At 68.8% G+C, this 21,086-nt stretch carries 17 protein-coding genes and 1 pseudogene; 6 read left to right on the top strand and 12 right to left on the bottom strand.

The window, feature by feature from the left end; all coding sequences use genetic code 11:
• Positions 1–36 precede the first annotated feature (36 nt).
• The gene (gene ggt / locus AB0H49_RS07440; protein ID WP_357248371.1) at positions 37–1,989 is read left to right on the top strand and encodes a gamma-glutamyltransferase; all 1,953 of its coding nucleotides are present in this window, start codon (positions 37–39) and stop codon (positions 1,987–1,989) included.
• A gap of 33 nt (positions 1,990–2,022) precedes the next feature.
• Here the strand turns inward: ggt and AB0H49_RS07435 are convergent, their stop codons facing one another.
• The 4 genes from AB0H49_RS07435 to AB0H49_RS07420 all read right to left on the bottom strand — a co-directional run bounded on the left by AB0H49_RS07435 (position 2,023) and on the right by AB0H49_RS07420 (position 5,007).
• Complete coding sequence (locus AB0H49_RS07435; protein WP_357248368.1) at positions 2,023–2,541, bottom strand: PH domain-containing protein; 519 nt, start codon at positions 2,539–2,541, stop codon at positions 2,023–2,025.
• A gap of 2 nt (positions 2,542–2,543) precedes the next feature.
• A complete protein-coding gene (ribH, locus tag AB0H49_RS07430) occupies positions 2,544–3,023 on the bottom strand; it encodes a 6,7-dimethyl-8-ribityllumazine synthase (RefSeq protein WP_355002244.1) in 480 nt (159 codons plus the stop codon).
• Positions 3,024–3,051: 28 nt separating this feature from the next.
• Positions 3,052–4,296 carry a bifunctional 3,4-dihydroxy-2-butanone-4-phosphate synthase/GTP cyclohydrolase II gene (locus AB0H49_RS07425; RefSeq protein ID WP_355002243.1) on the bottom strand — a complete coding sequence of 415 codons (1,245 nt, stop codon included), beginning with the start codon at positions 4,294–4,296 and terminating at the stop codon, positions 3,052–3,054.
• An 87-nt stretch (positions 4,297–4,383) separates the two neighbouring features.
• Positions 4,384–5,007: a riboflavin synthase gene (locus AB0H49_RS07420; RefSeq protein ID WP_355002242.1), complete on the bottom strand. Its 624-nt coding sequence runs from the start codon at positions 5,005–5,007 to the stop codon at positions 4,384–4,386.
• Positions 5,008–5,703: 696 nt separating this feature from the next.
• On the opposite strand from AB0H49_RS07420, the gene AB0H49_RS07415 reads away from it, so the two are divergent.
• Positions 5,704–6,174, top strand: coding sequence for a hypothetical protein (locus AB0H49_RS07415; protein WP_355002241.1), 471 nt, complete (start codon positions 5,704–5,706; stop codon positions 6,172–6,174).
• 48 nt (positions 6,175–6,222) lie between these two features.
• Here AB0H49_RS07415 and rpe read toward each other — a convergent pair whose 3' ends face one another.
• Complete coding sequence (gene rpe / locus AB0H49_RS07410; RefSeq protein WP_141809930.1) at positions 6,223–6,876, bottom strand: ribulose-phosphate 3-epimerase; 654 nt, start codon at positions 6,874–6,876, stop codon at positions 6,223–6,225.
• A gap of 124 nt (positions 6,877–7,000) precedes the next feature.
• Between rpe and AB0H49_RS07405 the strand changes: the two genes are divergently transcribed.
• A complete protein-coding gene (locus AB0H49_RS07405) occupies positions 7,001–7,423 on the top strand; it encodes an anti-sigma factor (protein WP_355002240.1) in 423 nt (140 codons plus the stop codon).
• Positions 7,423–8,283: an RNA polymerase sigma factor SigF gene (locus tag AB0H49_RS07400; protein ID WP_355002239.1), complete on the top strand. Its 861-nt coding sequence runs from the start codon at positions 7,423–7,425 to the stop codon at positions 8,281–8,283. The genes AB0H49_RS07405 and AB0H49_RS07400 overlap by 1 nt, the downstream gene beginning before the upstream one ends.
• Before the next feature lie 4 nt (positions 8,284–8,287).
• Here the strand turns inward: AB0H49_RS07400 and AB0H49_RS07395 are convergent, their stop codons facing one another.
• The 5 genes and pseudogenes from AB0H49_RS07395 to AB0H49_RS07375 form a co-directional block, all read right to left on the bottom strand.
• Positions 8,288–8,632 (bottom strand): MmcQ/YjbR family DNA-binding protein, encoded by a 345-nt coding sequence (locus tag AB0H49_RS07395; protein WP_357248363.1) that lies wholly within the window; start codon positions 8,630–8,632, stop codon positions 8,288–8,290.
• A gap of 161 nt (positions 8,633–8,793) precedes the next feature.
• A pseudogene (locus AB0H49_RS07390) lies at positions 8,794–10,119 on the bottom strand (transcription antitermination factor NusB); the annotation flags it as partial.
• 944 nt (positions 10,120–11,063) lie between these two features.
• On the bottom strand, positions 11,064–11,987 hold the full coding sequence (gene fmt / locus AB0H49_RS07385; RefSeq protein WP_357248360.1) for a methionyl-tRNA formyltransferase: 924 nt from the start codon (positions 11,985–11,987) through the stop codon (positions 11,064–11,066).
• Positions 11,987–12,544 carry a peptide deformylase gene (gene def, locus AB0H49_RS07380; protein ID WP_355002236.1) on the bottom strand — a complete coding sequence of 186 codons (558 nt, stop codon included), beginning with the start codon at positions 12,542–12,544 and terminating at the stop codon, positions 11,987–11,989. The genes fmt and def overlap by 1 nt, the downstream gene beginning before the upstream one ends.
• Before the next feature lie 265 nt (positions 12,545–12,809).
• The gene (locus tag AB0H49_RS07375) at positions 12,810–14,510 is read right to left on the bottom strand and encodes a right-handed parallel beta-helix repeat-containing protein (protein ID WP_357248356.1); all 1,701 of its coding nucleotides are present in this window, start codon (positions 14,508–14,510) and stop codon (positions 12,810–12,812) included.
• 64 nt (positions 14,511–14,574) lie between these two features.
• On the opposite strand from AB0H49_RS07375, the gene AB0H49_RS07370 reads away from it, so the two are divergent.
• Positions 14,575–15,423 (top strand): TetR/AcrR family transcriptional regulator, encoded by an 849-nt coding sequence (locus AB0H49_RS07370; RefSeq protein WP_357248354.1) that lies wholly within the window; start codon positions 14,575–14,577, stop codon positions 15,421–15,423.
• 277 nt (positions 15,424–15,700) lie between these two features.
• On the opposite strand, the gene AB0H49_RS07365 is transcribed toward AB0H49_RS07370, so the two are convergent.
• A complete protein-coding gene (locus AB0H49_RS07365) occupies positions 15,701–18,760 on the bottom strand; it encodes a protein kinase (protein ID WP_357248351.1) in 3,060 nt (1,019 codons plus the stop codon).
• Between the two features lie 289 nt (positions 18,761–19,049).
• Here AB0H49_RS07365 and AB0H49_RS07360 point away from each other — a divergent pair, with 289 nt between their 5' ends.
• Positions 19,050–20,843, top strand: a complete 1,794-nt coding sequence (locus AB0H49_RS07360) for an ABC transporter ATP-binding protein (RefSeq protein ID WP_357248348.1) — start codon at positions 19,050–19,052, stop codon at positions 20,841–20,843.
• Here AB0H49_RS07360 and AB0H49_RS07355 read toward each other — a convergent pair.
• Entirely contained in the window at positions 20,828–21,070 is a 243-nt protein-coding gene (locus tag AB0H49_RS07355; protein ID WP_354999807.1) for a hypothetical protein, read from the bottom strand. The genes AB0H49_RS07360 and AB0H49_RS07355 overlap by 16 nt on opposite strands.
• Between the last annotated feature and the right edge of the window lie 16 nt (positions 21,071–21,086).

Here is a 21,086-nt window from a genome sequence, read left to right as displayed (position 1 = left end):
GCACCGCTGTCGGCCCCGAGGGCTACAGTCCAGGCCATGACGCGCGCGCGACACATCTGGAGCGGAGCCGCCGCGGCCACGATGCTCACGGTCGGACTTCTCACCGGATGTACCACCACCGAGGAGACGACCACCGCCGAATGCACCAGCGCCCCCAACGGCACGCCGGTCGTCGCGGCGCCGCCGACCGCGGCGGGCACGGCGACCACCCAGAATCTCAGCACCAACCCCGAGATCGCCTCCGGCTATCGCAGCGGAATGACCGCGGTGCGCACCGGCTCGTACGCGGTCTCCACCGCGAATCCCCTTGCCACCGAGGCAGCCTGCCGAGTGCTGCGCGACGGCGGCACCGCGGCCGACGCGCTGGTCACCGCACAGCTGGTGCTCGGCCTTGTCGAGCCGCAGGCCTCCGGCATCGGCGGCGGCGCGTTCCTGCTGTACTACGACGGCGCCACCAAGTCGGTCGAGGCCTACGACGGCCGCGAGGTCGCGCCCGCCGCGGCCACCGAGAACTATCTGCGCTGGATCAGCGACACCGACCGCACCGAGCCGCAGCCGAACGCGCGCGCCAGCGGCCGCTCGATCGGCGTGCCCGGTGTGCTACGGCTGCTGGAGCTCGCGCACCGCGAGCACGGTAAGACCGGCTGGCGCGAGCTGTTCGATCCGGCCGTGGCGATGGCCGACGAAGGCTTCACGATCAGCCCCCGGCTCGCGGGCCAGATCGCGGAATCGGCGCGGGACCTGGCCAGGGACGAGGCCGCGAAACAGTACTTCCTGAATCCCGACGGTTCACCGAAGCCCGCGGGCGCCAAGCTGACCAACCCGGCGATGTCGAAGACGTTGGGCGCCATCGCGTCCGAGGGCGCGGACGCTTTCTACACCGGCGCCATCGCCGAGGATATCGTCGAGGCCGCCACCGCGGGGTCCGGCGGTCGCACTCCGAGCCTGCTCACCGCCCAGGACCTGGCGAATTACCAACCCAAGAAACGCACCGCGCTGTGCGGCGGCTACCGCGGGCACGAGATCTGCGGCATGCCCGCGCCCTCCTCGGGCGGCAGCACGGTCGCGGCCACGCTCGGCATTCTGGAGAACTTCGATCTGGCCGCGCTGAAGCCGGAATCCGTCGATCGCAACGGCGGCAAGCCAAGGGCCGAAGCGGTGCATCTGATCTCGGAGGCCGAGCGGCTCGCCTATGCCGACCGCAACAAGTACGTGGCCGACACCGATTTCGTTCCATTGCCCGGTAATTCGGCGCAGACCTTGATCGACAAGAACTACCTGAAGCAGCGCGCGTCGCTGATCGATCCCGGCCGCAGCATGGGCACCGCGAAACCGGGCGACTTCGGACCGGTTCCGGTGGGGGTCGGCCCGCAGCCGCCCGAGCACGGCACCAGTCACATCTCCGTGGTGGACGAATACGGCAACGCCGCGGCGATGACCACCACGGTCGAGTCCGCGTTCGGTTCCTTCCATCTCGTCGACGGCTTCGTCCTGAACAACCAGCTCACCGACTTCGCCGCGGACCCGATGGACCCGGACGGCACGCCGGTGGCGAATCGGGTGCAGCCCGGCAAGCGCCCGCGCAGCTCGATGGCTCCCACCCTGGTGTTCGATCGCGGGCCCGATGGCGCACGCGGCGAGCTCACCCACGTCACCGGTTCGCCGGGCGGTTCGGTGATCATCCAGTTCGTGGTGAAGACGCTGGTCGGCATGCTGGACTGGGGTCTCGATCCACAGCAGGCGGTCTCGGCGGTCTCGTTCGGCGCGGGCAACACCCCGACAACCGGCGTCGGCGGCGAGCACCCCGCCATCGACGCGAGCGACAACGGCGACCACGACCCACTCGTCCTCCGGCTCCGAGAACTCGGCCACCAGGTCTCCGTCGCACGCCAGTCCAGCGGTTTGAGCGCGCTGCAGCGCGACGGATCCGGCCTGATCGGCGGCGCCGACCCGCGGCGCGAGGGCGCGGTCCTCGGCGACACTCGCTGAGTTCGAAACCGGACCGCCAGCGGGCGGCGAAGATCAGTCGCGCTCGGGCTCTTGCGCCCCCGCGTACTTCGCGCCGAGTTCGCGCAGCCGATCCATCGCGCGGGCGGCGTGGGCCTTGTCGTTGGAGCGGATCGCGAGCAGTGGCACGTAGTCGTCGTCGACCAATTCCAGTCGCGCCCAGGACTTCTTGTCCGGGAAGGTCACGCCGCGGATGTGCTCCCAGCCGAAGAGGTGGTCGCCGAGGATGTTGCGCACCGAGACGCCACGGTGCCCGACTCGCACCCGCGGCCGGGTCAGCATCAGCACTCCGCCCGCGATGAGCACGCCGATGGTGACCATCGCGATCTGGTCGGCGAGCCGGAAGTTCACGCCGGTCGAGCCGCTTTGCAACCAGACGCCGCCCACCGCGAACATCGCCACGATCACGGCGGCGACGATCCGCGCGGTCAGCACCGACCGCCGCGGACGCACCTCGAAGTCCCAGTCGCCCTCGGTCGCGGCGCCGGACGACGGCGCGGCGTCGTTTCTCCTCCAGATGCGGACGACCGGCATGACTACGCGGGCTGCCGCAGCGCGCGCAGGGTGAGCGCGGCGTCCAGCGCCGCCGCGCAGGCCTGCTCGCCCTTGTCCTCGGCCGAACCGGGCAGCCCGGCGCGATCCAGCGCCTGCTCCTCGGTGTTGGTGGTCAGCACGCCGTTGGCGACCGGGGTCGCGGCATCGAGCGAGACCCGGGTCAGGCCCGCGGTCACCGCGTCGCAGACGTATTCGAAATGCGGTGTGCCGCCGCGGATCACGACGCCGAGCGCGACCACCGCGTCGTGGGTGCGGGCCAGTTCCTGGGCGACCACCGGCAGCTCCATGGCGCCCGCGCACCGCACCACCGTCACGTCGCGGACACCGGCCTGCTTCGCCACCCGCTCGGCATTGGCCACCAGCGTGTCGCAGATCTTGGTGTGCCAGCGCGAGGCGACGATGCCGAGCTTCAGGTCCTTGGCATCCGACAGCTCGAAGCTGGGTACGCCGGTGCCGCTCATCGTGTTCCGCCTTTCCGAAGGTGGTGGTTCACTGCGCCGTCTCGCCGAGATCTAGTTCGTCGAGACCGATCAGGTCGTGGCCCATGCGGTCGCGCTTGGTGCGCAGGTAGCGCAGGTTCTCGGCGTTGGCACGCAACGGCATCGCGACGCGCTCGGTGATGCGCAGGCCGTAGCCGTCGAGGCCGACGCGCTTGGCCGGGTTGTTGGTGAGCAGGCGCATGGACCGGATGCCCAGGTCGACCAGGATCTGCGCGCCGGTGCCGTAGTCGCGGGCGTCGGCGGGCAGGCCGAGTTCCAGGTTCGCGTCGACGGTGTCGTGCCCGGAGTCCTGCAGCTGGTAGGCCTGCAGCTTGTGCATCAGGCCGATGCCGCGGCCCTCGTGACCGCGCATGTACAGCACGACGCCGCGGCCTTCCTTGTCCACCATCTCCAGCGCGGCGTCCAGCTGCGGGCCGCAGTCGCAGCGCAGCGAGCCGAACACGTCGCCGGTCAGGCATTCCGAGTGCACTCGCACCAGCACGTCCTCGCCGTCGCTGATGTCGCCGCGCACCAGCGCGACGTGCTCGACCTCGTCGTAGATGCTCTGATAGCCGACGGCGGTGAAATTGCCGTGCGCGGTGGGGATGCGCGCCTCGGCGACCCGCACCACCTGCTTCTCGTGCTTGCGCCGCCAGGCGATCATGTCCGCGATGGAGATCAGCGCCAGCTCGTGCTCGTCGGCGAAGACGCGCAGCTCCTCGGTGCGGGCCATATGGCCCTCGTCCTTCTGGCTGACGATCTCGCAGATGACGCCCGCGGGACGCAGACCGGCCATGCGGGACAGGTCGACGGCGGCCTCGGTGTGGCCGGGACGACGCAGCACGCCGCCTTCCTTGGCGCGCAACGGCACCACGTGACCGGGTCGGGTCAGGTCGTCGGCCTTGGCGTCGGCGTCGGCGAGCAGGCGCATGGTGGTGGCGCGGTCGGCGGCCGAGATGCCGGTGGTGATGCCCTCGCGGGCGTCGACGGACACGGTGTAGGCGGTGCCGTGCTTGTCCTGGTTGGTCGCGTACATCGGCGGCAGGCCGAGGCGGTCGCAGTCGTCACCGGTCAGCGGCACACAGATGTAACCGGAGGTGTAGCGGATCATGAAGGCGACCAACTCGGGGGTGGCCTTTTCCGCGGCGAAGATGAGGTCGCCCTCGTTCTCGCGGTCCTCGTCGTCGACGACGACTACGGCCTTACCGGCCGCGATGTCGGCGACTGCGCGCTCGATGGTGTCGAACCTGGTCACGTCTGCTGTGCTCCATCTCGAATTAGGTGCCTCACTACAGTAAGGCCTGTCCCGTGCGCCCCCGGCGGCGCACCCGCACGCGTGGGCTCAGCCGCGCTGCTGCAGTCGTTCGACGTACTTGGCGATGACGTCGACCTCGAGGTTCACAGTGGTCCCCACGGTCGCCGCGCCCAGGTTCGTCATCGACAGCGTGGTCGGGATGAGCGACACCTCGAACCAATCGCGGTTGCCGTCGGCGGCGGGCTCGTCGGCGATGCCCAGGCCCGAGACGGTCAGCGAGATGCCGTCGACGGTGATCGAGCCCTTCTCCACCACGTAGCGGGCGATCGAGTCGGGCAGCGAGACGCGCACGACCTCCCAGTTCTCCGAGGGGGTCCGCGAGAGGACGGTGCCCGTGCCGTCGACGTGGCCCTGCACCAGATGTCCGCCGAGACGGCTGTTCAGCGCGGCGGCTCGTTCCAGATTGACGCGCGAGCCCGCGCCGAGCCCGCCGATCGAGGAGCGGTCCAGCGTCTCCTGCATGACGTCGACGGTGAAGGAGTCGCCGTCGACGACCTCGACCACGGTGAGGCACACGCCGTTGACGGCGATCGAATCGCCGTGTCCGGCATCCGAGGTGACGAGCTTGCCCCTGATGGTCAGGCGCGCGGCGTCGGCCAGCTGCTCGGTGGCGACGATCTCGCCCAGCTCCTCGACGATGCCTGTGAACATGCGTGACTCCCTGTCGCGTGTGTACGTACGGTTGCGGAACAGCCGTGACCCGGCCGCTATTCCCGGCGCCCGGCGCCCTCCCAGGGTAACGACGCCCGGTCGCCGCGAACCCGACGCAGTTGGTCTCCCGGCGGGTGCTCCTGTGCGTAGCAGGCGCACGGGCAACCCGGTCTTATCCGTTGGCAGGTACTCACGCAGAGAACCACACCAGGGCAGGCACACCTGCTCCCAGCATCCGAAACCGTAATTCTGCGACACACCGCGAAAACATCCTGGTGGACTTTTCCGGTCCACCCGACGACCGCATGCCGGCATTATTCGCAAACAATTCCGTACGGTCATACCGGAATTTTCCGGTTTCCTCGTCGACGACAATTGTTCAGCCAGACTTTCCGGGTATCCCCCGGTCGCTTCCGGCCCGTCCGCGTAACCTCGAACCAGTCCTGATGCCCAGCTCGAAACACGGATACACCAACTTCTTGCGCGGGGGCAGGAACGGAAGCAATATTGTTATGTAGCTGATTCCTACCGTTCAACTTCTGATCCGAGCAGTTCGCCGTCGAATACTTCGACAAGGCCGACGCCCGCTTCGTCCGGGTAGCGCCCCGAGGAGTTCGACACCGGGAAATCCACCACTCGAGGAAGTCAGAACAACACAGTGGGACAACACGAGTTCGTCAAAGATGGGGGTGCCGCGTGACCACGTTTCTCGATTCGACACTGGAAGTCCGCTGCGTGCAGTACCGGCGCGAGTTCCACATGCCCGCATCGATCGATCCCACGTCACGCCGCATCCTGCTGCACATAGGCACCCATTTCGGCGCCATCACGATGCCCGCCGATCTCGGCGAACAGGTGCAACTCGAGCTCACCCGCGCGCAGATCGCCGCACCGGTCGTCCACCACCCGCGCGCGAGACGCTGGACGTTCATCACCGGTCCCGCCCGGCCCGATTCGCTCACCGTCGCCGTCTCGGCCGAACTCTTCCGGCTCTACGCGACGGTCGCCTGCACCGGAAGCCAGGTGGTGCTGCCCTCGCCCGACGACGAGCGCACCGGCTACCGCGTCTGGGTGCGCCCGCCGGAGAGCGCGACCACACTGCCGCCGCTGAACATCGTCATCGAGGCGACGCGAGCCCTCGGAGCCCCGAAAACCCGCGCCCGGTAACCGAATCCGACCCAGCGGCACTCGCCATGCGGGTGCCGCGCCGATGGCTCAGTGCCAGACAGCGGCCGCCTGCCGCCGCAACTTCTGCACCGTGGCGCCGGGGTCGGCGGTGTTGTAGACCGCGGAGCCCGCGACGAAGCAGTCGATGCCCGCCTCGGCCGCCTGCTCGATGGTGTCGGCGTTGATGCCGCCGTCGATCTCGACGATCAGCCGCAGTTCACCGGCATCGACCAGCCTGCGCACCGTGCGCGCCTTGTCCAGCACGTGCGCGATGAACGACTGGCCGCCGAAGCCCGGCTCGACGCTCATCACCAGCAAGGTGTCGAACTCCCGCAGAATCTCCAGGTACGGCTCGATCGGCGTGTTCGGCTTCACCGAGAGACCGGCCTTCGCGCCCGCGGCGCGGATGTCCCGGGCCACGGCGATCGGGTCGTCGGTCGCCTCGGCGTGGAAGGTGACGTTGTGCGCGCCCGCCTCCGCGTACGGCGGGGCCCAGCGGCCCGGATCCTCGATCATCAGGTGGCAGTCCAGCGGGATGTCGGTCGCCTTCAGCAGGCTCTCCACCACCGGAAGGCCCAGCGTGAGATTCGGCACGAAATGGGCGTCCATCACGTCGACGTGCAGCCAGTCCGAGCCTTCCACCCGGCGGGCCTCGTCCGCGAGATGAGCGAAGTCGGCGGACAGGATGGACGGTGCGATCATCGGCTGGCCAGGGCGGGAAAACGTCGGAGAGGACACAGCCCGGCAGTGTACCGAGCCCGGATCACATGCCGTACCCCAGGGAATCGGTGATTGTCGGCGGCCTCCAGTGGGTAGCCTGGGCAGAGTGATCAACATTTCGGCGGAACAGGGGCTCTACAGCACCCCGGTGGAGATTCGGGTGGCCGCATCGGTCACACAGCTGCCCATCGTTCGCGGGCTCGCCGAAACTCTCGTCCTACTCAGCGATTTCACCCTCGACGAAGTGGCCGACATCCGGTTGGCCGTCGACGAGGTGTGCTCGACCCTGATCGCGCTAGCCGCGCCCGGCACCAGCCTGGACTGCCGATTCACCATCGGGGAGACCGAACTGCGGGTGGAGGTCACCGGCGTCGCCGGGTCCGAAGGGATGCCCGACCAGCGCAGCTTCGGCTGGCATGTGCTGCGCACGCTCACCGACGCGGTGGAGGCGACACAGAATTCGTACGATTCGGCGGTCTCCGGATATCCGACGACGGTGGAGTTCCGTCGGGTCCGGGGGAAGGCGTAGTGGCGGACGAGGACACCGTGTTCGACCAGGAACGTGATGAGAACGCCGAATCCGAGCCCACCGACGCCGCCGAGGACGCGGAGGCCGTCGCCGAAGCGGGGTCGGTCACCGGCTACGACGATCTGAACGCGCTGTTCGAGCGATTGGCCGGATGCGAGCCGGGCACCGCCGACCACGCCGCGACGCGCGCCGAGCTGATCAGCCGCTGCATCCCGCTCGCCGACCACATCGCGCGCAAGTTCAGCGGCCGCGGCGAACCGTTCGACGACCTGACCCAGGTCGCGCGAGTCGGGCTGGTGCACGCGGTGGACCGCTTCGACATCTCGCGCGGATCGAACTTCCTCTCGTTCGCGGTGCCGACCATCATGGGCGAGGTCCGCCGCTACTTCCGCGACAACACCTGGGCCATGCGAGTGCCGCGCCGGGTCAAGGAAACCCACCTGCGCATCGGCGCGGCCATCGACACCCTCTCGCAGACCCTCGGCCGCTCCCCCACCGCCAAGGAGATCGCCGCCGAGCTCGACGTGGATCCCGACGAGGTGACCCAGGCCGTCATCGCGGGCAACGCGTACCAGCCCAGCTCGATCGACGCGGCGGCGCTCGGCCGTGACACCGAGGCCTCGCTGCTGGACACGCTCGGCGAGGAGGAGTCCCAGTTCGACCGGGTCGAGGAGTACGTCGCCATCCGGCCGCTGCTCGCCGGACTGCCGGAACGCGAACGCCGGATCCTCACCATGCGGTTCTTCGAATCCATGACCCAGACGCAGATCGCCAAGCAGATGGGCATCTCCCAGATGCACGTCTCCCGGATTCTGGCGAAGACTCTTGCCCGCCTGCGGGAGCTGTCGAGCCGGGACTGACGGTTCAGCCCGCCGCGCGCTGTTTGCGGACCTTCGCGGGTGCGGAGAGCCACCAGGCGGCATCGATCAGTTCGCGCAGTTGATCCGCTGCGACCCGGTCGAGATCGATGAGGATGTACGGATACCCGTCGTAGTGCGGCGTGGTGTAGAAGGCGGGATCGCCCGAGGCGAGCAACGCCTCCTTCTCCACCATCTCGCACAGCAGCACGAGCCCGCCCTCGGCCTCCGACCGCAGCCGCGCGAACCCCTTGCCGCCGACTTTGAGCGCGGGGCTGCGCCACCAGGTCGACTCCTCGACCGCCGGGAGTTCGGTCGCGATCGTCACCACGTCTTGCCACGTCAGGGTCATGGAACCAGTGTGCGCGGGTGCGTGGGTCGGTGGATTGGACGGATGGAACAGGTCCGCCCGGCTCGGCCCGGGGCTGCCGCTCCGCCGCGGGACGGTCACCGTCGCCGAGCCGGTTGCGCGGCTGCGTTTGCCGCAGTGCGCTCAACCGGCTCGGCCGACACTCAACTCGGTTTGCGCAGCGCCGCCATGAACATGGCGTCGGTGCCGTGGCGGTGCGGCCACAGCTGGGCGGCGGGGCCGTCGCCGACGTCGGTGACGCCGGGGAGCAGGTCGCGGGTGTCGAGTTCGACCGCACCCGTGCGGCGGACGTGGTCGGCCACGATCGACACAGTCTCGGCCAGGTGCGGCGAGCACGTCGAGTACACCACCACGCCACCGGGGCGGAGCAGATCCCATGCCGCGGTGAGCAATTCGCGTTGCAGCACGACCAGGTCGCGCACGTCGGCGGGGCTGCGCCGCCAGCGGGCCTCCGGCCTGCGCCGCAGTGCGCCGAGGCCGGTGCACGGTGCGTCGACCAGGATGCGGTCGTAGCCGGGCTCGAGTCCGCTGTCGCGGCCGTCGACAACGTGCACCCGCACGGGCAGGTCGCGGGTGGCCTTGCGCACCAGTTCGGCGCGGTGTTCCGCGGGTTCGACGGCGTCCACCTGGAAGCGGTCGATCGCCGCGAGCGCGCCGAGCAGCGCGGCCTTGCCGCCCGGACCCGCGCACAGATCGAGCCAGCGCCCACCGTCGGGGCCTTCCAGCGGGGCTCGGGTCAGGCTCAGCGCGACCAGCTGGCTGCCTTCGTCCTGCACCGCGGCCATGCCCTCGCGCACCGGCTCCAGCTTGCCCGGATCACCGCCCTCCAAGTAGACCGCGTAGGGCGACCAACGACCCTCTTCGCCGCCCGTGACCAGCGCCAGTTCCTCGGCGGTGATCTCGCCGGGCCGGGCGACCAGGTGCACGACCGGCCGATCGTCGTCGGCGGCGAGCAGGTCGCCCAACTCGCCCGCGCGGGCGCCGAGCGCGTCGGCGAACGCCTGAGCGATCCACGTCGGGTGCGCGTACTCGAAGGCCAGCCGTCCCACCGGATCCTCCGGCGCCAGCGCCTCGACCCATTCCTCGGCGGTCTTCTCCCCCGCGCGTCGCAGCACGGCGTTCACGAAACCGGACTTGCCCGCGCCGAATTCGGCCCTGGCCAGCGCCACCGAGGTGTCGACCGCGGCGTGCGCGCCGATGCGGGTACGCAGCAGCTGGTAGACGCCGAGCCGCAGCACGTCGAGCAGCGGTCCGTCGATCTCCTCGACCAACCGGCCCGCACCGTGCGCGATCACCGCGTCGAGCAGACCCTGGGTCCGGCAGGCGCCGTAGGCCAGCTCTGTCGCCAGCGCGGCGTCCCGTCCGGAGACGCGCCGGTCGCGAAGCAGGCCGGGCAGCACGAGATTCGCGTACGCGTCGCGCTCCCGGACCGCGCGCAGCACCTCGAGCGCGACCTCGCGCGCGGGGTCGACGGAACCGGCACGCCGGGCGCGCTTGCCGGAAGTAACCTTCTCCGCCCCAACGGGTTTCGCCGCGCTCCGCCCGGCTCGCTCGGGTCGTCCCGCGTCGTCCGCTCGCCGCTTGCCGTACGTCCCCGAGCCCTTCTCCGGCCGCTGGCGGCCGGAGGCGTCTGCCCGGCGCTCGGCACCGCCGGACCGGCGCTCGTCGTAGGACGCCGAGACATCCTCGGCCCCACGGCGACCAGCGGCGTCGGCACCGGACTTGTACCCGCGATCGCTCGACCTGCGATCGCCATAAGACGCCGAGCCGCCCTCGGCCCCACGGCGACCAGCGGCGTCGGCACCGGACTTGTACCCGCGCTCGCCCGACCTGCGATCGCCATAAGACGCCGACCCGGCCTCAACTTCTCGCCGTCCGGAGGCGTCGGCGGCGGACCGGTATCCACCGCTGGAACGGTCCCCGGTGTCGCTCGAGCGGCGGCCGCCGTACGACGAGCCGGTCTCCGAAGTTCCGCGGCGACCGAAGTCGTCCGCGCCAGACCTACGCCCCTCGGGCCGTCCGGCCCGCTTGTCGTCCCAGGCTCGTTCACGACCGCCCTTGCCACCGGGCGTCTGCGCCCGGTCGGCGCGACCATAGCCGGTCCGTCCTGCCTCGGAACGACCTGCGCCATAGCCGGATTCGCGCGCCGCGCGATCACCCGGCTTCTCTGTCCGCCGCGGTTTGCCCTCGAAACGACGGTCGGCTTGTCCCCGATAGCCCGACGCGTCCCGATCGGAGCGGTAGGGCTTGCCTGACTCCGACTTCCGTTGCCCACCGCGGTTTCCGGCCGACGCCGAGTCACGATCGGACGACTTCCCCGACGCGGCGTCGCGCCGAGCCTCCTGCTTGCGGGCGGCGCGTTTGGCCCACCCGCCGTCGACATCGTCGGATTTGCGCGGCCGATCCACGGGGCTCATTCGACCACCGCGCCGGGCTGCAGACGGGCGCCGCGCGCCCAGTCGAGGGCCGCCATCATCCGCTTGCCTTGCGGCTGCACCTGATTCAGGCGCACGGCGGTGGTCGCGGTGCCGACGAAGACGCCGTTCTTGCGTACCTCGATGACGCGTTCGGGCAGCACCTCCTCCACCATCTCGACCGGGCCGAGCTTGAGGCGGGTGCCGTTCACCTCCGTCCAAGCGCCAGGCGCGGGGGTGACGGCGCGGATCCGCCTGCTGATCGCGAGCGCGGGCAGATCCCAGCGGATGTGACCGTCCTCCGCGGCCACTTTCGGCGCGTACGAGACGCCGTCGGTGGGCTGCGGCACGGCGTGCAGGGTGCCGTCTTCCACACCGTCCAAGGTGGTGGCGAGCAGGTGGGCGCCGGTTTCGGCGAGCTTGGCGAGCAGCGTGCCCGCGGTGTCGGTCACCGCGATCTTCTCGGTGACCACGCCGAAGACGGGCCCGGTGTCCAGACCCGCCTCGATCTGGAAGGTGGACGCGCCGGTGATCTCGTCACCCGCGTCGATGGCGGCCTGCACCGGCGCCGCGCCACGCCACGCGGGCAGCAGCGAGAAGTGCAGGTTGATCCAGCCGAAGCGCGGAATGTCGAGCACTTGCTGCGGCAGCAGCGCGCCGTAGGCCACCACCGGACAGCAGTCGGGCGCGAATTCGGTGAGCTGCTCGATGAATTCGGGTTCGCTGGGGCGGCGCGGGGTGAGCACCGGGATGTTGTGCTCGTCGGCCAGCGTGGCGATCGGCGACCGCGTCACCTTGCGACCGCGACCGGCGACCGCGTCGGGCCGGGTCACCACCGCGACCACCTCGTGGCGTTCCGACTCGATGAGCTTGCGCAGCGAGGGCACGGCGGGTTCGGGAGTCCCCGCGAAGACGACGCGCATCAGCGGCCCCGTCCGAACGGTCCGGCCTGACCCGCACCGCGCGACTCGCGCACGGTGACGCCGGCGTTGAACCAGTCGGATTCCCGAATGGTGCGCATCGCCTCCTTGCGAGACGCCGGGTCGAGCCGGTCGATGAACAGCACACCGTCGAGGTGATCGGTCTCGTGCTGCACGCAGCGCGCCAGCAGCTTCTCCGCGGCGAACTCGACGGGCTCGCCGTGCATGTTCACACCGGACGCCCGCACCCGCAGTGCGCGACGGGTGTCGTAGCGCAGCCCGGGAATGGACAGGCAGCCCTCGGGACCGACCTGTTCCTCGTCGCCGACCACCGTGTAGGTCGGGTTCACCAGATGCCCCGCGGCGTCGCCGGTGTCGTAGACGAACACCCGCAGCCCGACGCCGATCTGCGGCGCGGCCATGCCGACACCGCCGTCGTCGTGCATGGTGTCGGTCAGGTCGGCGACCAGCTGGCGCAGCTCACGATCGAATTCGGTGACCTCCGCCGCACGGGCGCGCAGAATCGGATCGCCGAACAGGCGAACGGGCTGAATGGTCACGGCGGCTCCCGGAAGCGGACGAACACGGTCGTCTCATTCTAGAGAGCGGCGCCGATCACCCCGATCTCCCCGACACGACGCCCCCGACCTGGTACAACTCACATGCGGACCGGGCGGGGTGTTCATCCGACCTCCGCCCGGCCGCCCGAAAGGTCCGGTCGACGCTCCGCGGATACCCCGAACCCGGGGCGGCGCCCGAGATCGGTCTCCGATCCGTGTCTGGGGCCGAGCGGTACACCGGTGAAGTTCCGGTGTACCGCTGTGTTCAGCGGGGGCGAACGAGGCCCGCTTGCGCTTGGATGGCGCGGGTGGCGTTGTCCAGGTGGTGTGGTTCGGCGATCGTGGTGTTGCCCTCGTAGGTGACGCCCGCCGGCACGTCGTCGCTGCCTTGTGGATCGGCGTCCCAGAAGTTGTCCCGGTAGACGACGTTCTCCAGCGGCGGCACGACTTGCAGGACGGCGGTGTTGTCGGCGCGCATGACCACGTTGTTCTCGACGGTCACCCAGGAGGCGCCGTAGTCGGTGTAGAGGCCGAAGTTGTACGGGGTGCGGGTGTCCGTGATGACATTGCCGCGGACGAGCGCGCCGTTGCCGGGGCCGTCGCCCTGGGGGCCGGCCAGGTAAATGCCGCCGCCGTCGGCCAAGGTCGTGAGAGTGTCCGTGACGAGGTTGTGCAGCAGGCGGGTGCCGCGCGCGGGTCCGGCCACGATGCCGCAGTGCGGCACGTCGGTGACCTGGTTGCGCGTGACGGTGCAGTCGAGGGTATCGCTGATCGCGATGCCAGGAGAACCGGAGTAGTCCAGACCGATCTGGTGGACGCGGTTGTCCTCGATCAGTACGTCCCGGCTGCCGGTGGCCGTGATACCGGAGGCCGCGAGGGTGTCGAAGTCGCAACCGCGCACGGTGAGGTTCGCGCCGTTGGTGAGCCCGAGCCCGGTGGCGCCCAACCTGGTGAACCGGCAGTCCTCGATACGGACGTCGGTGCTGTCGTCGACACGAACGCAGGCAGGAATCATGGCGGATTCCCGCGGGACCGTCACCCACATCTGTCCCTCCACGATGGTGACCGTGTCGACCGGGCCGCCTTCGTAGTAGCCGCCGCCGTGATAGTGCAGGAAGCCTTCGGCATGGGGACGCAGCCAGGTGGCCTCGGCGAAGACCAGCCCCTGGAAAGCGACGCCGGCCGCGCCCGTGACGTGCAGCAGCACCTCGAGAACGGGAGCGATCACCTCGGTACGTTCAGGCTCTTCGTCGGGACGTGGCAGGTAGTGCAGGACGTGCTGGCCGGGCCTCGAGCGGTCCAGGACGAAGGTGCCCGGTTCGGTGAGGAAGACAGGGTCGTTCTCCACCCTGGTGGGCAAGCCGGGGCCGTGCGAAGTCTGTCCTTCCCACGCGAAGTTGTACAGGTCGTGGGCTCGGGCGAAAGCAGGCTGCGCCATGGCGATCGTCGTCGAACCTTCGCTGACGACTGCTTCGGCCACCGCGCAGCGGGCCTCGGTCCACGGGTAGATGCCCCGGTAGACGAACTCGACGTCGGCCGGGCTCTGCCAATTGAGCGTGACGTCCGTGACGTAACCCGCTTCGGTGCTGGTCACAGCGCCGGGGAGGGTGTCGATGGCGGCACGTTCGGCTCTGCGCCCGTCGACATAGAGCTGGCGAGTGTCCAGCTCGCCCACATCGGCCAGCCAGACCCCGTCACGTACACGCCAGCCGGTGATGTGTCGGCCGCCGCTGATCATGGCTTCCTCCTGCGTGGCGGTCCCGTAACCGTAGGCCTGAAAGACTATGTCCCCCTTGGTGACCGCGAGGGGTTCGCGCAGGATGTGCCGTCCCGCCCTGAGGTGGGCGACGATTGTGCCGGTGTCGTCTCCCGCGGCCTGCGCGACCCGGCCGACCGTAGCGAACGGCTGGCTCTCGGTGCCCGGCCCGGAGTCGTCACCATTCGGATCGACATAGAACTCCAGCATGTAGCAACCCTTCTGTACGTTTATGGTGTACACAAGATATAACACCATAGACGGCGGGAGGCCAATGATCGACGACAAAGCGGAGGATCCCGACCACGGGGTCGAATTGCTGTGGCGGGAGCGCGAACTGGAGCCGCGCCGGGGGCTGAGCCTGGGAAGGATAGTGCGCGCCGCCATCGAACTGGCCGACGCCGAGGGTCTGGAGGGCCTGTCGATGCGCAAGGTAGCCGAGCGGCTCGGCTTCACCACGATGTCGCTCTACCGCCATGTGCCCGGACGCGACCAGCTCGTCGACCTCATGCTCGATGCCGTCCGCGGGGAAGTCCACCCCTCGGTCGGCACCGGAGACGGCTGGCGGGCGCGACTGGAGTCGTGCGCCCGCAGCGAATGGGAGCTGCGCACGCGCCACCCCTGGATGGCCGAGGTGCGCGGCAGCCGTCACCTGCCCGGCCCCAACGGCGTCGCCTCCTACGAACGCATGCTGAGCGCGGTCGCCGAATCCGGCCTGCGCCCCGCGGAAGTGATCGCCGCGGTGAATCTGGTCGGCCGGTTCGTCGACGCCGAGGCCCAGACGTTGGTGGAGACCGCACGGCAGGAACGACAGAGCGGGGTGAGCGAGCGGGAATGGTGGGGCGCTCGCGACACGCTCTACCAGCGCCTCGACCGCTACCCGACGCTCACGGCCCTGTGGGAAGCGGGCGGCTACGACGAGCCAGAGGCCCCGTTCGAGTTCGGGCTCGCGCGCGTGCTCGACGGTATCGAGATGCTCATCGCCCGCAATCGTGATGAAATTCGTGATGAAACCTGTCTGATGTGCGGGAAGCCGGTGCGGCGACCTACCTCCGGCCGACCGCGCCTCTACTGCTCACGCGCATGCCAGCAGCGCGCTTACCGAAAGCGACTCGACAAGTGACTACCCCGCCTCACCGGCTGGCACGTTCATCATGAAAATCTCACGGAGGGCTTGGTTTTCTGTCCTCAGCGCGGAGATGCCGCGCGGGAAAGGAACCCATCCCATGAAGATCAAGTCCGCGATCGCCGCTGCCACACTCATCCTCGGCCCCGTGGCCGCCGGCCGGTTCGGTGAGCGGGTGGTCCGGAGGGGTCGGGCCACCCGAACTCTCGCGCGGCGGGCGGTGGCGCCCTCGCCACGATCGCGCTGCCGCCGCCCGTACTCGGACAGTCATCATTCAGCTGTCCAACGAGCATCCACCCAAGGCATAGGCGATCGCGGCGTCGAAACCGAGCGCGGCGCCCTCCCCCCAGGCCGCGGCGTATGCCTGTTCGCTCATCGCCTGGCGGGTTCGGCGCTCCCACTCTGCTTGGGCTGGGAGCAGGTCCGCGAGCCATATCGGCGAAGTGCCCACCGACCGGCCGATCTGCTCGGCGGCCGCCATCAACACGACCGCCCGTTCGGCCTCCTGCTCTTCTGTGGCAATCCACGCCAATGCTCGTAAGCACATGCTCGCGTTCGTGCGGTCTTTCACCGTCCGGTTCACCCGCAGTGCCTCCGCGAGCAATCCGGTCGCCCGCGCGAGGTCTCCTCCCCGCCACGATGCCACCGCCAGCGACCACAGCACATAAGGCCGGTACATCGCTTCACCGTGATCGTCGGTGAGCGCGAGCGCGTGCTCGTAGCACTCGACGGCCTTCTCGGTGTCGTGGCCCAGATCGTGGACGGCCCCGAGGTTCGTCAGGGCGTCGATCTGGAAGAGCACGTCCCCATCTTCCGCAGACACCTCGACGGCCTTCTCGAGGTGCGGGCGTGCGGCCGAGGGATTCCCGCTGAACAGTGCGAGAACTCCCTCGGCGAAGTCGATGCGAGCGCGGGTCCCTGGGTCGGTCGTCTCCTCGACCAGTGCGCGCCCTTGGCGCACCCAACCGGCCGCCGCGGCAAGGTCACCCTGCACCGCGGCCATCAGGCAGGCGGCGTAGAACGCCCCGGCTTGGTCGGTAGTGAGTTCTCCGGTGCGCAGCGCCAGCAGGCGATCCAGCCAGCGTCGCCCTTCGCCCAGCGAGCCTTGGGAAAACCAGAAGGGCCACACAGCCGCGGCGATCCGAATGCCGACGTCAGGACTCTCCGACACGGAGAATTCCAGCGCTTGCCGCAAGTTCGGTCGCTCCCGACGCAGCCTGCCGACCCACTCGAGTGCCCGGGTACTGGAAAAGCCCGCGTTCGCATCCAGCGCCAGCCGTTCGCACCAGTCGCGGTGGCGGCGGCAGATCTCGAGGTATTCGCCGGTCTCTCTTGCCTTTTCGCGGCCGTAGTCGCGCACGGTATCGAGCATGCCGAACCCCACCTCGGTCCCCGCTTCCTCCCTCGTCAGGATCGACTTGTCGACGAGGGAGGCCACCGTATCCAGGAGATCCTCCGCCGGATCACCACAGACGTACTGCGCGGCCTCGAGTCCGAAGCTTCCGGCGAACACCGACAACCGCGCCCACACCCGTTGTTCCGCCGGTGTGCACAGGTCATGGCTCCAGTCGATACACACGCGCAGCGTCTGCTGCCGCGGTGGGGCGCTGCGGCTCCCACGAGTCAGCAACGCGAACCGATCGGTCAACCGCCGCAACACCTGCTCCGGCGACATCACCCGCAGCCACGCCGTCGCCAGCTCGATCGGCAACGGCAAACCGTCCAGCCGCCGACAGATCCGAGCGATCGTGACCTTGTTGTCCTCGGTGATCTCGAACCCCGCGACAACCGTGGCAGCACGCTCGGCGAACAACCTCATCGCGTCGTCGCGCGACAGGTTCTCGGGCAGCCGATCGGGATCGGGGACCGCCAGCGGCTGAATCGGCAGAACCGCCTCTCCGTCGAGACCGATCGGCTCGCGACTCGTCGCCAGAATTCGCAACCCGGGACACGTCCGAAGCAGCGAGTCGGCGAGTTCGGCCACCGCGTCCACCAATTGCTCGCAATTGTCGAGTACGAGCAGCGATTCCCGATCGGCAAGGAATTCCACGAGTACCTCGCGCAGCGGCCGCACCGACCGGTCCTGCAACCCCAGCGCCGCCGCCACGATGCCCCACACCAGCGACCCGTCGCGCACCTCGCCGATATCCACGAAGGTCGTGCCGTCGGTGAACTCGGCCTCGGCAAGGGTGGCGACCCGAACCGCCAGCCGCGTCTTGCCCACCCCGCCGATCCCGGTCAACGTCACCAACCGCGAGGTCGACAACGCGTTGCTCGCTTCGACCAGTTCCGTGCGCCGATCCACGAAACTGGTCAATTCCAACGGAGTCCTACCCGACCGGCCCGAACGCGACGAGGTCGCGGACACTCGGCGGACGATTGCCGAGGGAGGCTTTCCGAGTTCGGCTCGCGGAGAGTCGTTCTCAGTGTCGGGTGGCGTGCGCAATGCCATCTCGTCGACCGAAAAACCATGATGGGCTTGCGATGTCCGGAGTCGCTCACCCAGTTCCGCGGCGGTCGGGCGGTTGCCCGGGTCGCGGCACATGGCACTTTCGATGATGGCGCTGACCTCTTCCGCGATGCCGTGCTCCCGCAGATCGGGCACCGGCTCGGAGGTGATCCTGACGAATTGAGCCACCACCTGCTCGCCGCTTCGGCGTTCGAATGCGGCATGGCCGGTGATCGCGGCGAACAATGTCGCACCGAGACCGTAGACGTCCGCGGCAGGCGTCACCGGCTCGCCCGCTATCACTTCCGGAGCGGTGAAAGCCGGTGTACCCGTGATGATTCCGGTGCCGGTGACGAACCCGCCCGCGAAATGGGCGATTCCGAAGTCCACCAGCGTCGGCTCGTCGTAGTCGGTGAAAAGGATGTTCGCGGGCTTGACGTCGCGGTGCAGAATCCCGAAGCGATGCGCCGTCTCGAGCGCCCCGGCCATCTTCACCCCGAGCCGCAGCGCTTCCCCTAGCTCCAGTGGTCCGTTGTGGCGAATCCGTGCGTCCAGGGAACCGTGCGCGTAATACGGCATGACGAGGAATGGGCGACCGTTGCCGGTGGCGTCGGCATGGAGGACATCGACGATGTTGGGATGTCCGGTCAGCCTGCCCGCCGCCCGCTGCTCGCGGAAGAACCGCGCCCGATTGTCCTCGTCGAGATCGGCCGTGAGCACCTTGACCGCCACCACGCGGTCGAGCGCGGCCTGCCTGCACCGATAGACCGCGCCGAAACCGCCACGACCGATCTCCACGGCGTCCTCGAACCCGGCCGCGGCCAGCTCCGCCACGACCGAACCGGACACGTCGCGTTGCGTCGCGAATGAATCGGCGCCGGCCATCGACCTACACCGATCCATCCGATCCAAGCCAGGTCGAATGCACCACTGCGCACCTCTCGATGACGTCTTCCCAGAATATCGCCGGTTGGCCACACCCGACGAGAACCCACTTGTTCCGACCGGCATCGGCTACGCCGGTCACCGCGGCGTGAGTCGGCGCAACACCTCGACGCCGTCGGCGGCGATGTCGGAGGCTCGCCTTCGGCGGATATCCACTGGCTACAACCCGCCTGGACACGGGATCATTACTCACCTGCAGCGCTCGTCGATACGAGACCAGAGGGGGAGCATGAGTTCACGCGCGACGGCGGTCGAGCTGGTTCTGCGTTTCTACGGCCGGGAAATGGCCTCTCGTAAGGGCATAACGATTCCGGCGTTGCTGGGGCCGGCACTCGGCAATATCTGCAACCTGTACGTCGCACCGCTGATCGTCGCCATGGTTGTCGGCCGGGTCGCGGCGACCGGCGATACGAGTTTCGGGGCCCTTGCTCCGTACATCCTCGCCTTCGGTGGCACCCTGCTGCTCGCGGAACTGCTGTGGCGCATCGGAATTCACTGCCTCAACCGAGTCGACGCCTACGGTATCGAGCACCTGCACGTGGTCGCCATGGACGAGCTGCTCGCCAAGGACGCGGCGTTCTTCCACAACAACTTCGCCGGTTCGCTGACGAAGCGCTCGCTCAGCTTCGCGGCTCGGTTCGAACAGTTCGTGGACACCCTCGCTTTCGAGGTCCTGGCGGCACTGGTGCCGCTGGTGTTCGCCTCGATCGTGTTGTGGCGCTACAACCCCGTGCTGGTCGCCGTGCTGGTGGGAATGATCGTGGTGACCGTGCTGGTCATCATCCCGTTGGTCCAGCGCCGCCAGAAGCTCGTCGACGACCGCGAGGCCGCCATCGCGCGGGTTTCCGGGCATGTGGCCGACAGCCTGGCCAATATGCAGGTGGTGCGCGCCTTCGCCGCCGAACCGCAGGAGGCGGCCGAGCATCGACGGCGGGTGGCCTCGTCGCGGCGAAAAACGGTGCGCTCCTGGGATTACGCGAACCTGCGGATAGATACGCTGGTGGCGCCGCTGGTGGTACTCACCAATGTGATCGGCCTGCTGATCGCGTTGGGACTCAGCCGCGGCAACGCGGGGGTGGAGGCCATTGTTGTGGCATTCACCTACTACTTCAACGCCACCGGGATCATGTTCCGGTTCAACCAGATCTACCGACGGTTGGAGACCGTGCTCACCGAGGCGGCGCAGTTCACCGAGCTGCTGCTCGACGAACCGAAGGTACTCGATATCGAAAATCCGGAACCACTGCGGCCCAAGGGCTTCGACGTGCGGTTCGAGGGTGTGGACTTCACGCACGGTGGCGCGCGGCAGCTGTTTCACGGACTGGATCTGCACGTGCCGAGCGGCGCCAAGGTAGGCCTGGTGGGACGGTCCGGGGGTGGCAAGACCACCATCACCCAATTGCTGCTGCGATTGATGGACATTCAATCCGGAACGATACGCATCGGCGGGCAGGACATCGCCCGGCTACGGCAGGCGGATCTGCGCAGCCTGATCGCCTACGTGCCACAGGATCCGGCCATGTTTCACCGGACCCTGAGCGAGAACATCCGGTTCGCGCGCCCGGACGCCACGGAAGAGGAGATCACGCGGGCCGCGAAGGCCGCGCACGTCACCGAGTTCGCGGACGCGCTGCCGCAGGGTATGGCAACGCTCATCGGCGAGCGCGGCGTGAAACTGTCCGGCGGCCAGCGTCAACGAGTCGCGCTGGCTAGGGCCATCCTGCGGGACGCGCCCATCCTGCTCCTGGACGAGGCCACCAGCGCACTCGACTCGGAAAGCGAATCGCTTGTGCAGCAGACGCTCTGGGAGTTGATGGAAGGACGGACGGCACTGGTCGTCGCGCACCGGCTGAGCACTGTGGCCGGGATGGACCGGCTGGTGGTGCTCGACAACGGGCGAGTCGTCGAGGAGGGGACACACCAGGAGTTGCTCTGCGCGCAAGGAACCTACGCGCAGCTGTGGCGGCGCCAATCGGGTGGGTTCCTCGGCGAGGACGTGGTCGCCCGTCAGGATTTCGACTGAAACAAGCGGCGGATGCGCCCGCGGATGCCGACGGCGTCCCGAGGTGCTGGCGCGGCGGTTTCGGCAGCCGTTTCGACCGCGGTCGCCTGCGCGAGTCGCATGTGCAGTCGTTCGCGGACCTGGTCCGGAGTGTAGGCACGGCGACGGCGCTCGGCGCGCACGATCACCACACCGGTCGCGACCACACCTGCCGCACCCGCCAAACCCACTGCCTTCCACCACCGCATACCGCATAGGCTACGT

The organism is Nocardia sp. NPDC050713 (genome assembly GCF_040654315.1).
In the GTDB taxonomy this organism is placed as follows: domain Bacteria; phylum Actinomycetota; class Actinomycetes; order Mycobacteriales; family Mycobacteriaceae; genus Nocardia.
This window is presented reverse-complemented; position numbering and strand designations above follow the sequence as displayed.

What these genes read in the sequence shown, in the direction of transcription:
- ribH (WP_355002244.1), bottom strand. Translation starts at nt 3,023, where the DNA reads ATGAGCGGCACCGGCGTACCCAGCTTCGAGCTGTCGGATGCCAAGGAC.
- ggt (WP_357248371.1), top strand. Translation starts at nt 37, where the DNA reads ATGACGCGCGCGCGACACATCTGGAGCGGAGCCGCCGCGGCCACGATG.
- AB0H49_RS07395 (WP_357248363.1), bottom strand. Translation starts at nt 8,632, where the DNA reads ATGACCCTGACGTGGCAAGACGTGGTGACGATCGCGACCGAACTCCCG.
- fmt (WP_357248360.1), bottom strand. Translation starts at nt 11,987, where the DNA reads ATGCGCGTCGTCTTCGCGGGGACTCCCGAACCCGCCGTGCCCTCGCTG.
- AB0H49_RS07355 (WP_354999807.1), bottom strand. Translation starts at nt 21,070, where the DNA reads ATGCGGTGGTGGAAGGCAGTGGGTTTGGCGGGTGCGGCAGGTGTGGTC.
- AB0H49_RS07360 (WP_357248348.1), top strand. Translation starts at nt 19,050, where the DNA reads ATGAGTTCACGCGCGACGGCGGTCGAGCTGGTTCTGCGTTTCTACGGC.
- AB0H49_RS07420 (WP_355002242.1), bottom strand. Translation starts at nt 5,007, where the DNA reads ATGTTCACAGGCATCGTCGAGGAGCTGGGCGAGATCGTCGCCACCGAG.
- AB0H49_RS07375 (WP_357248356.1), bottom strand. Translation starts at nt 14,510, where the DNA reads ATGCTGGAGTTCTATGTCGATCCGAATGGTGACGACTCCGGGCCGGGC.
- AB0H49_RS07365 (WP_357248351.1), bottom strand. Translation starts at nt 18,760, where the DNA reads ATGGCCGGCGCCGATTCATTCGCGACGCAACGCGACGTGTCCGGTTCG.
- AB0H49_RS07370 (WP_357248354.1), top strand. Translation starts at nt 14,575, where the DNA reads ATGATCGACGACAAAGCGGAGGATCCCGACCACGGGGTCGAATTGCTG.
- AB0H49_RS07435 (WP_357248368.1), bottom strand. Translation starts at nt 2,541, where the DNA reads ATGCCGGTCGTCCGCATCTGGAGGAGAAACGACGCCGCGCCGTCGTCC.
- rpe (WP_141809930.1), bottom strand. Translation starts at nt 6,876, where the DNA reads ATGATCGCACCGTCCATCCTGTCCGCCGACTTCGCTCATCTCGCGGAC.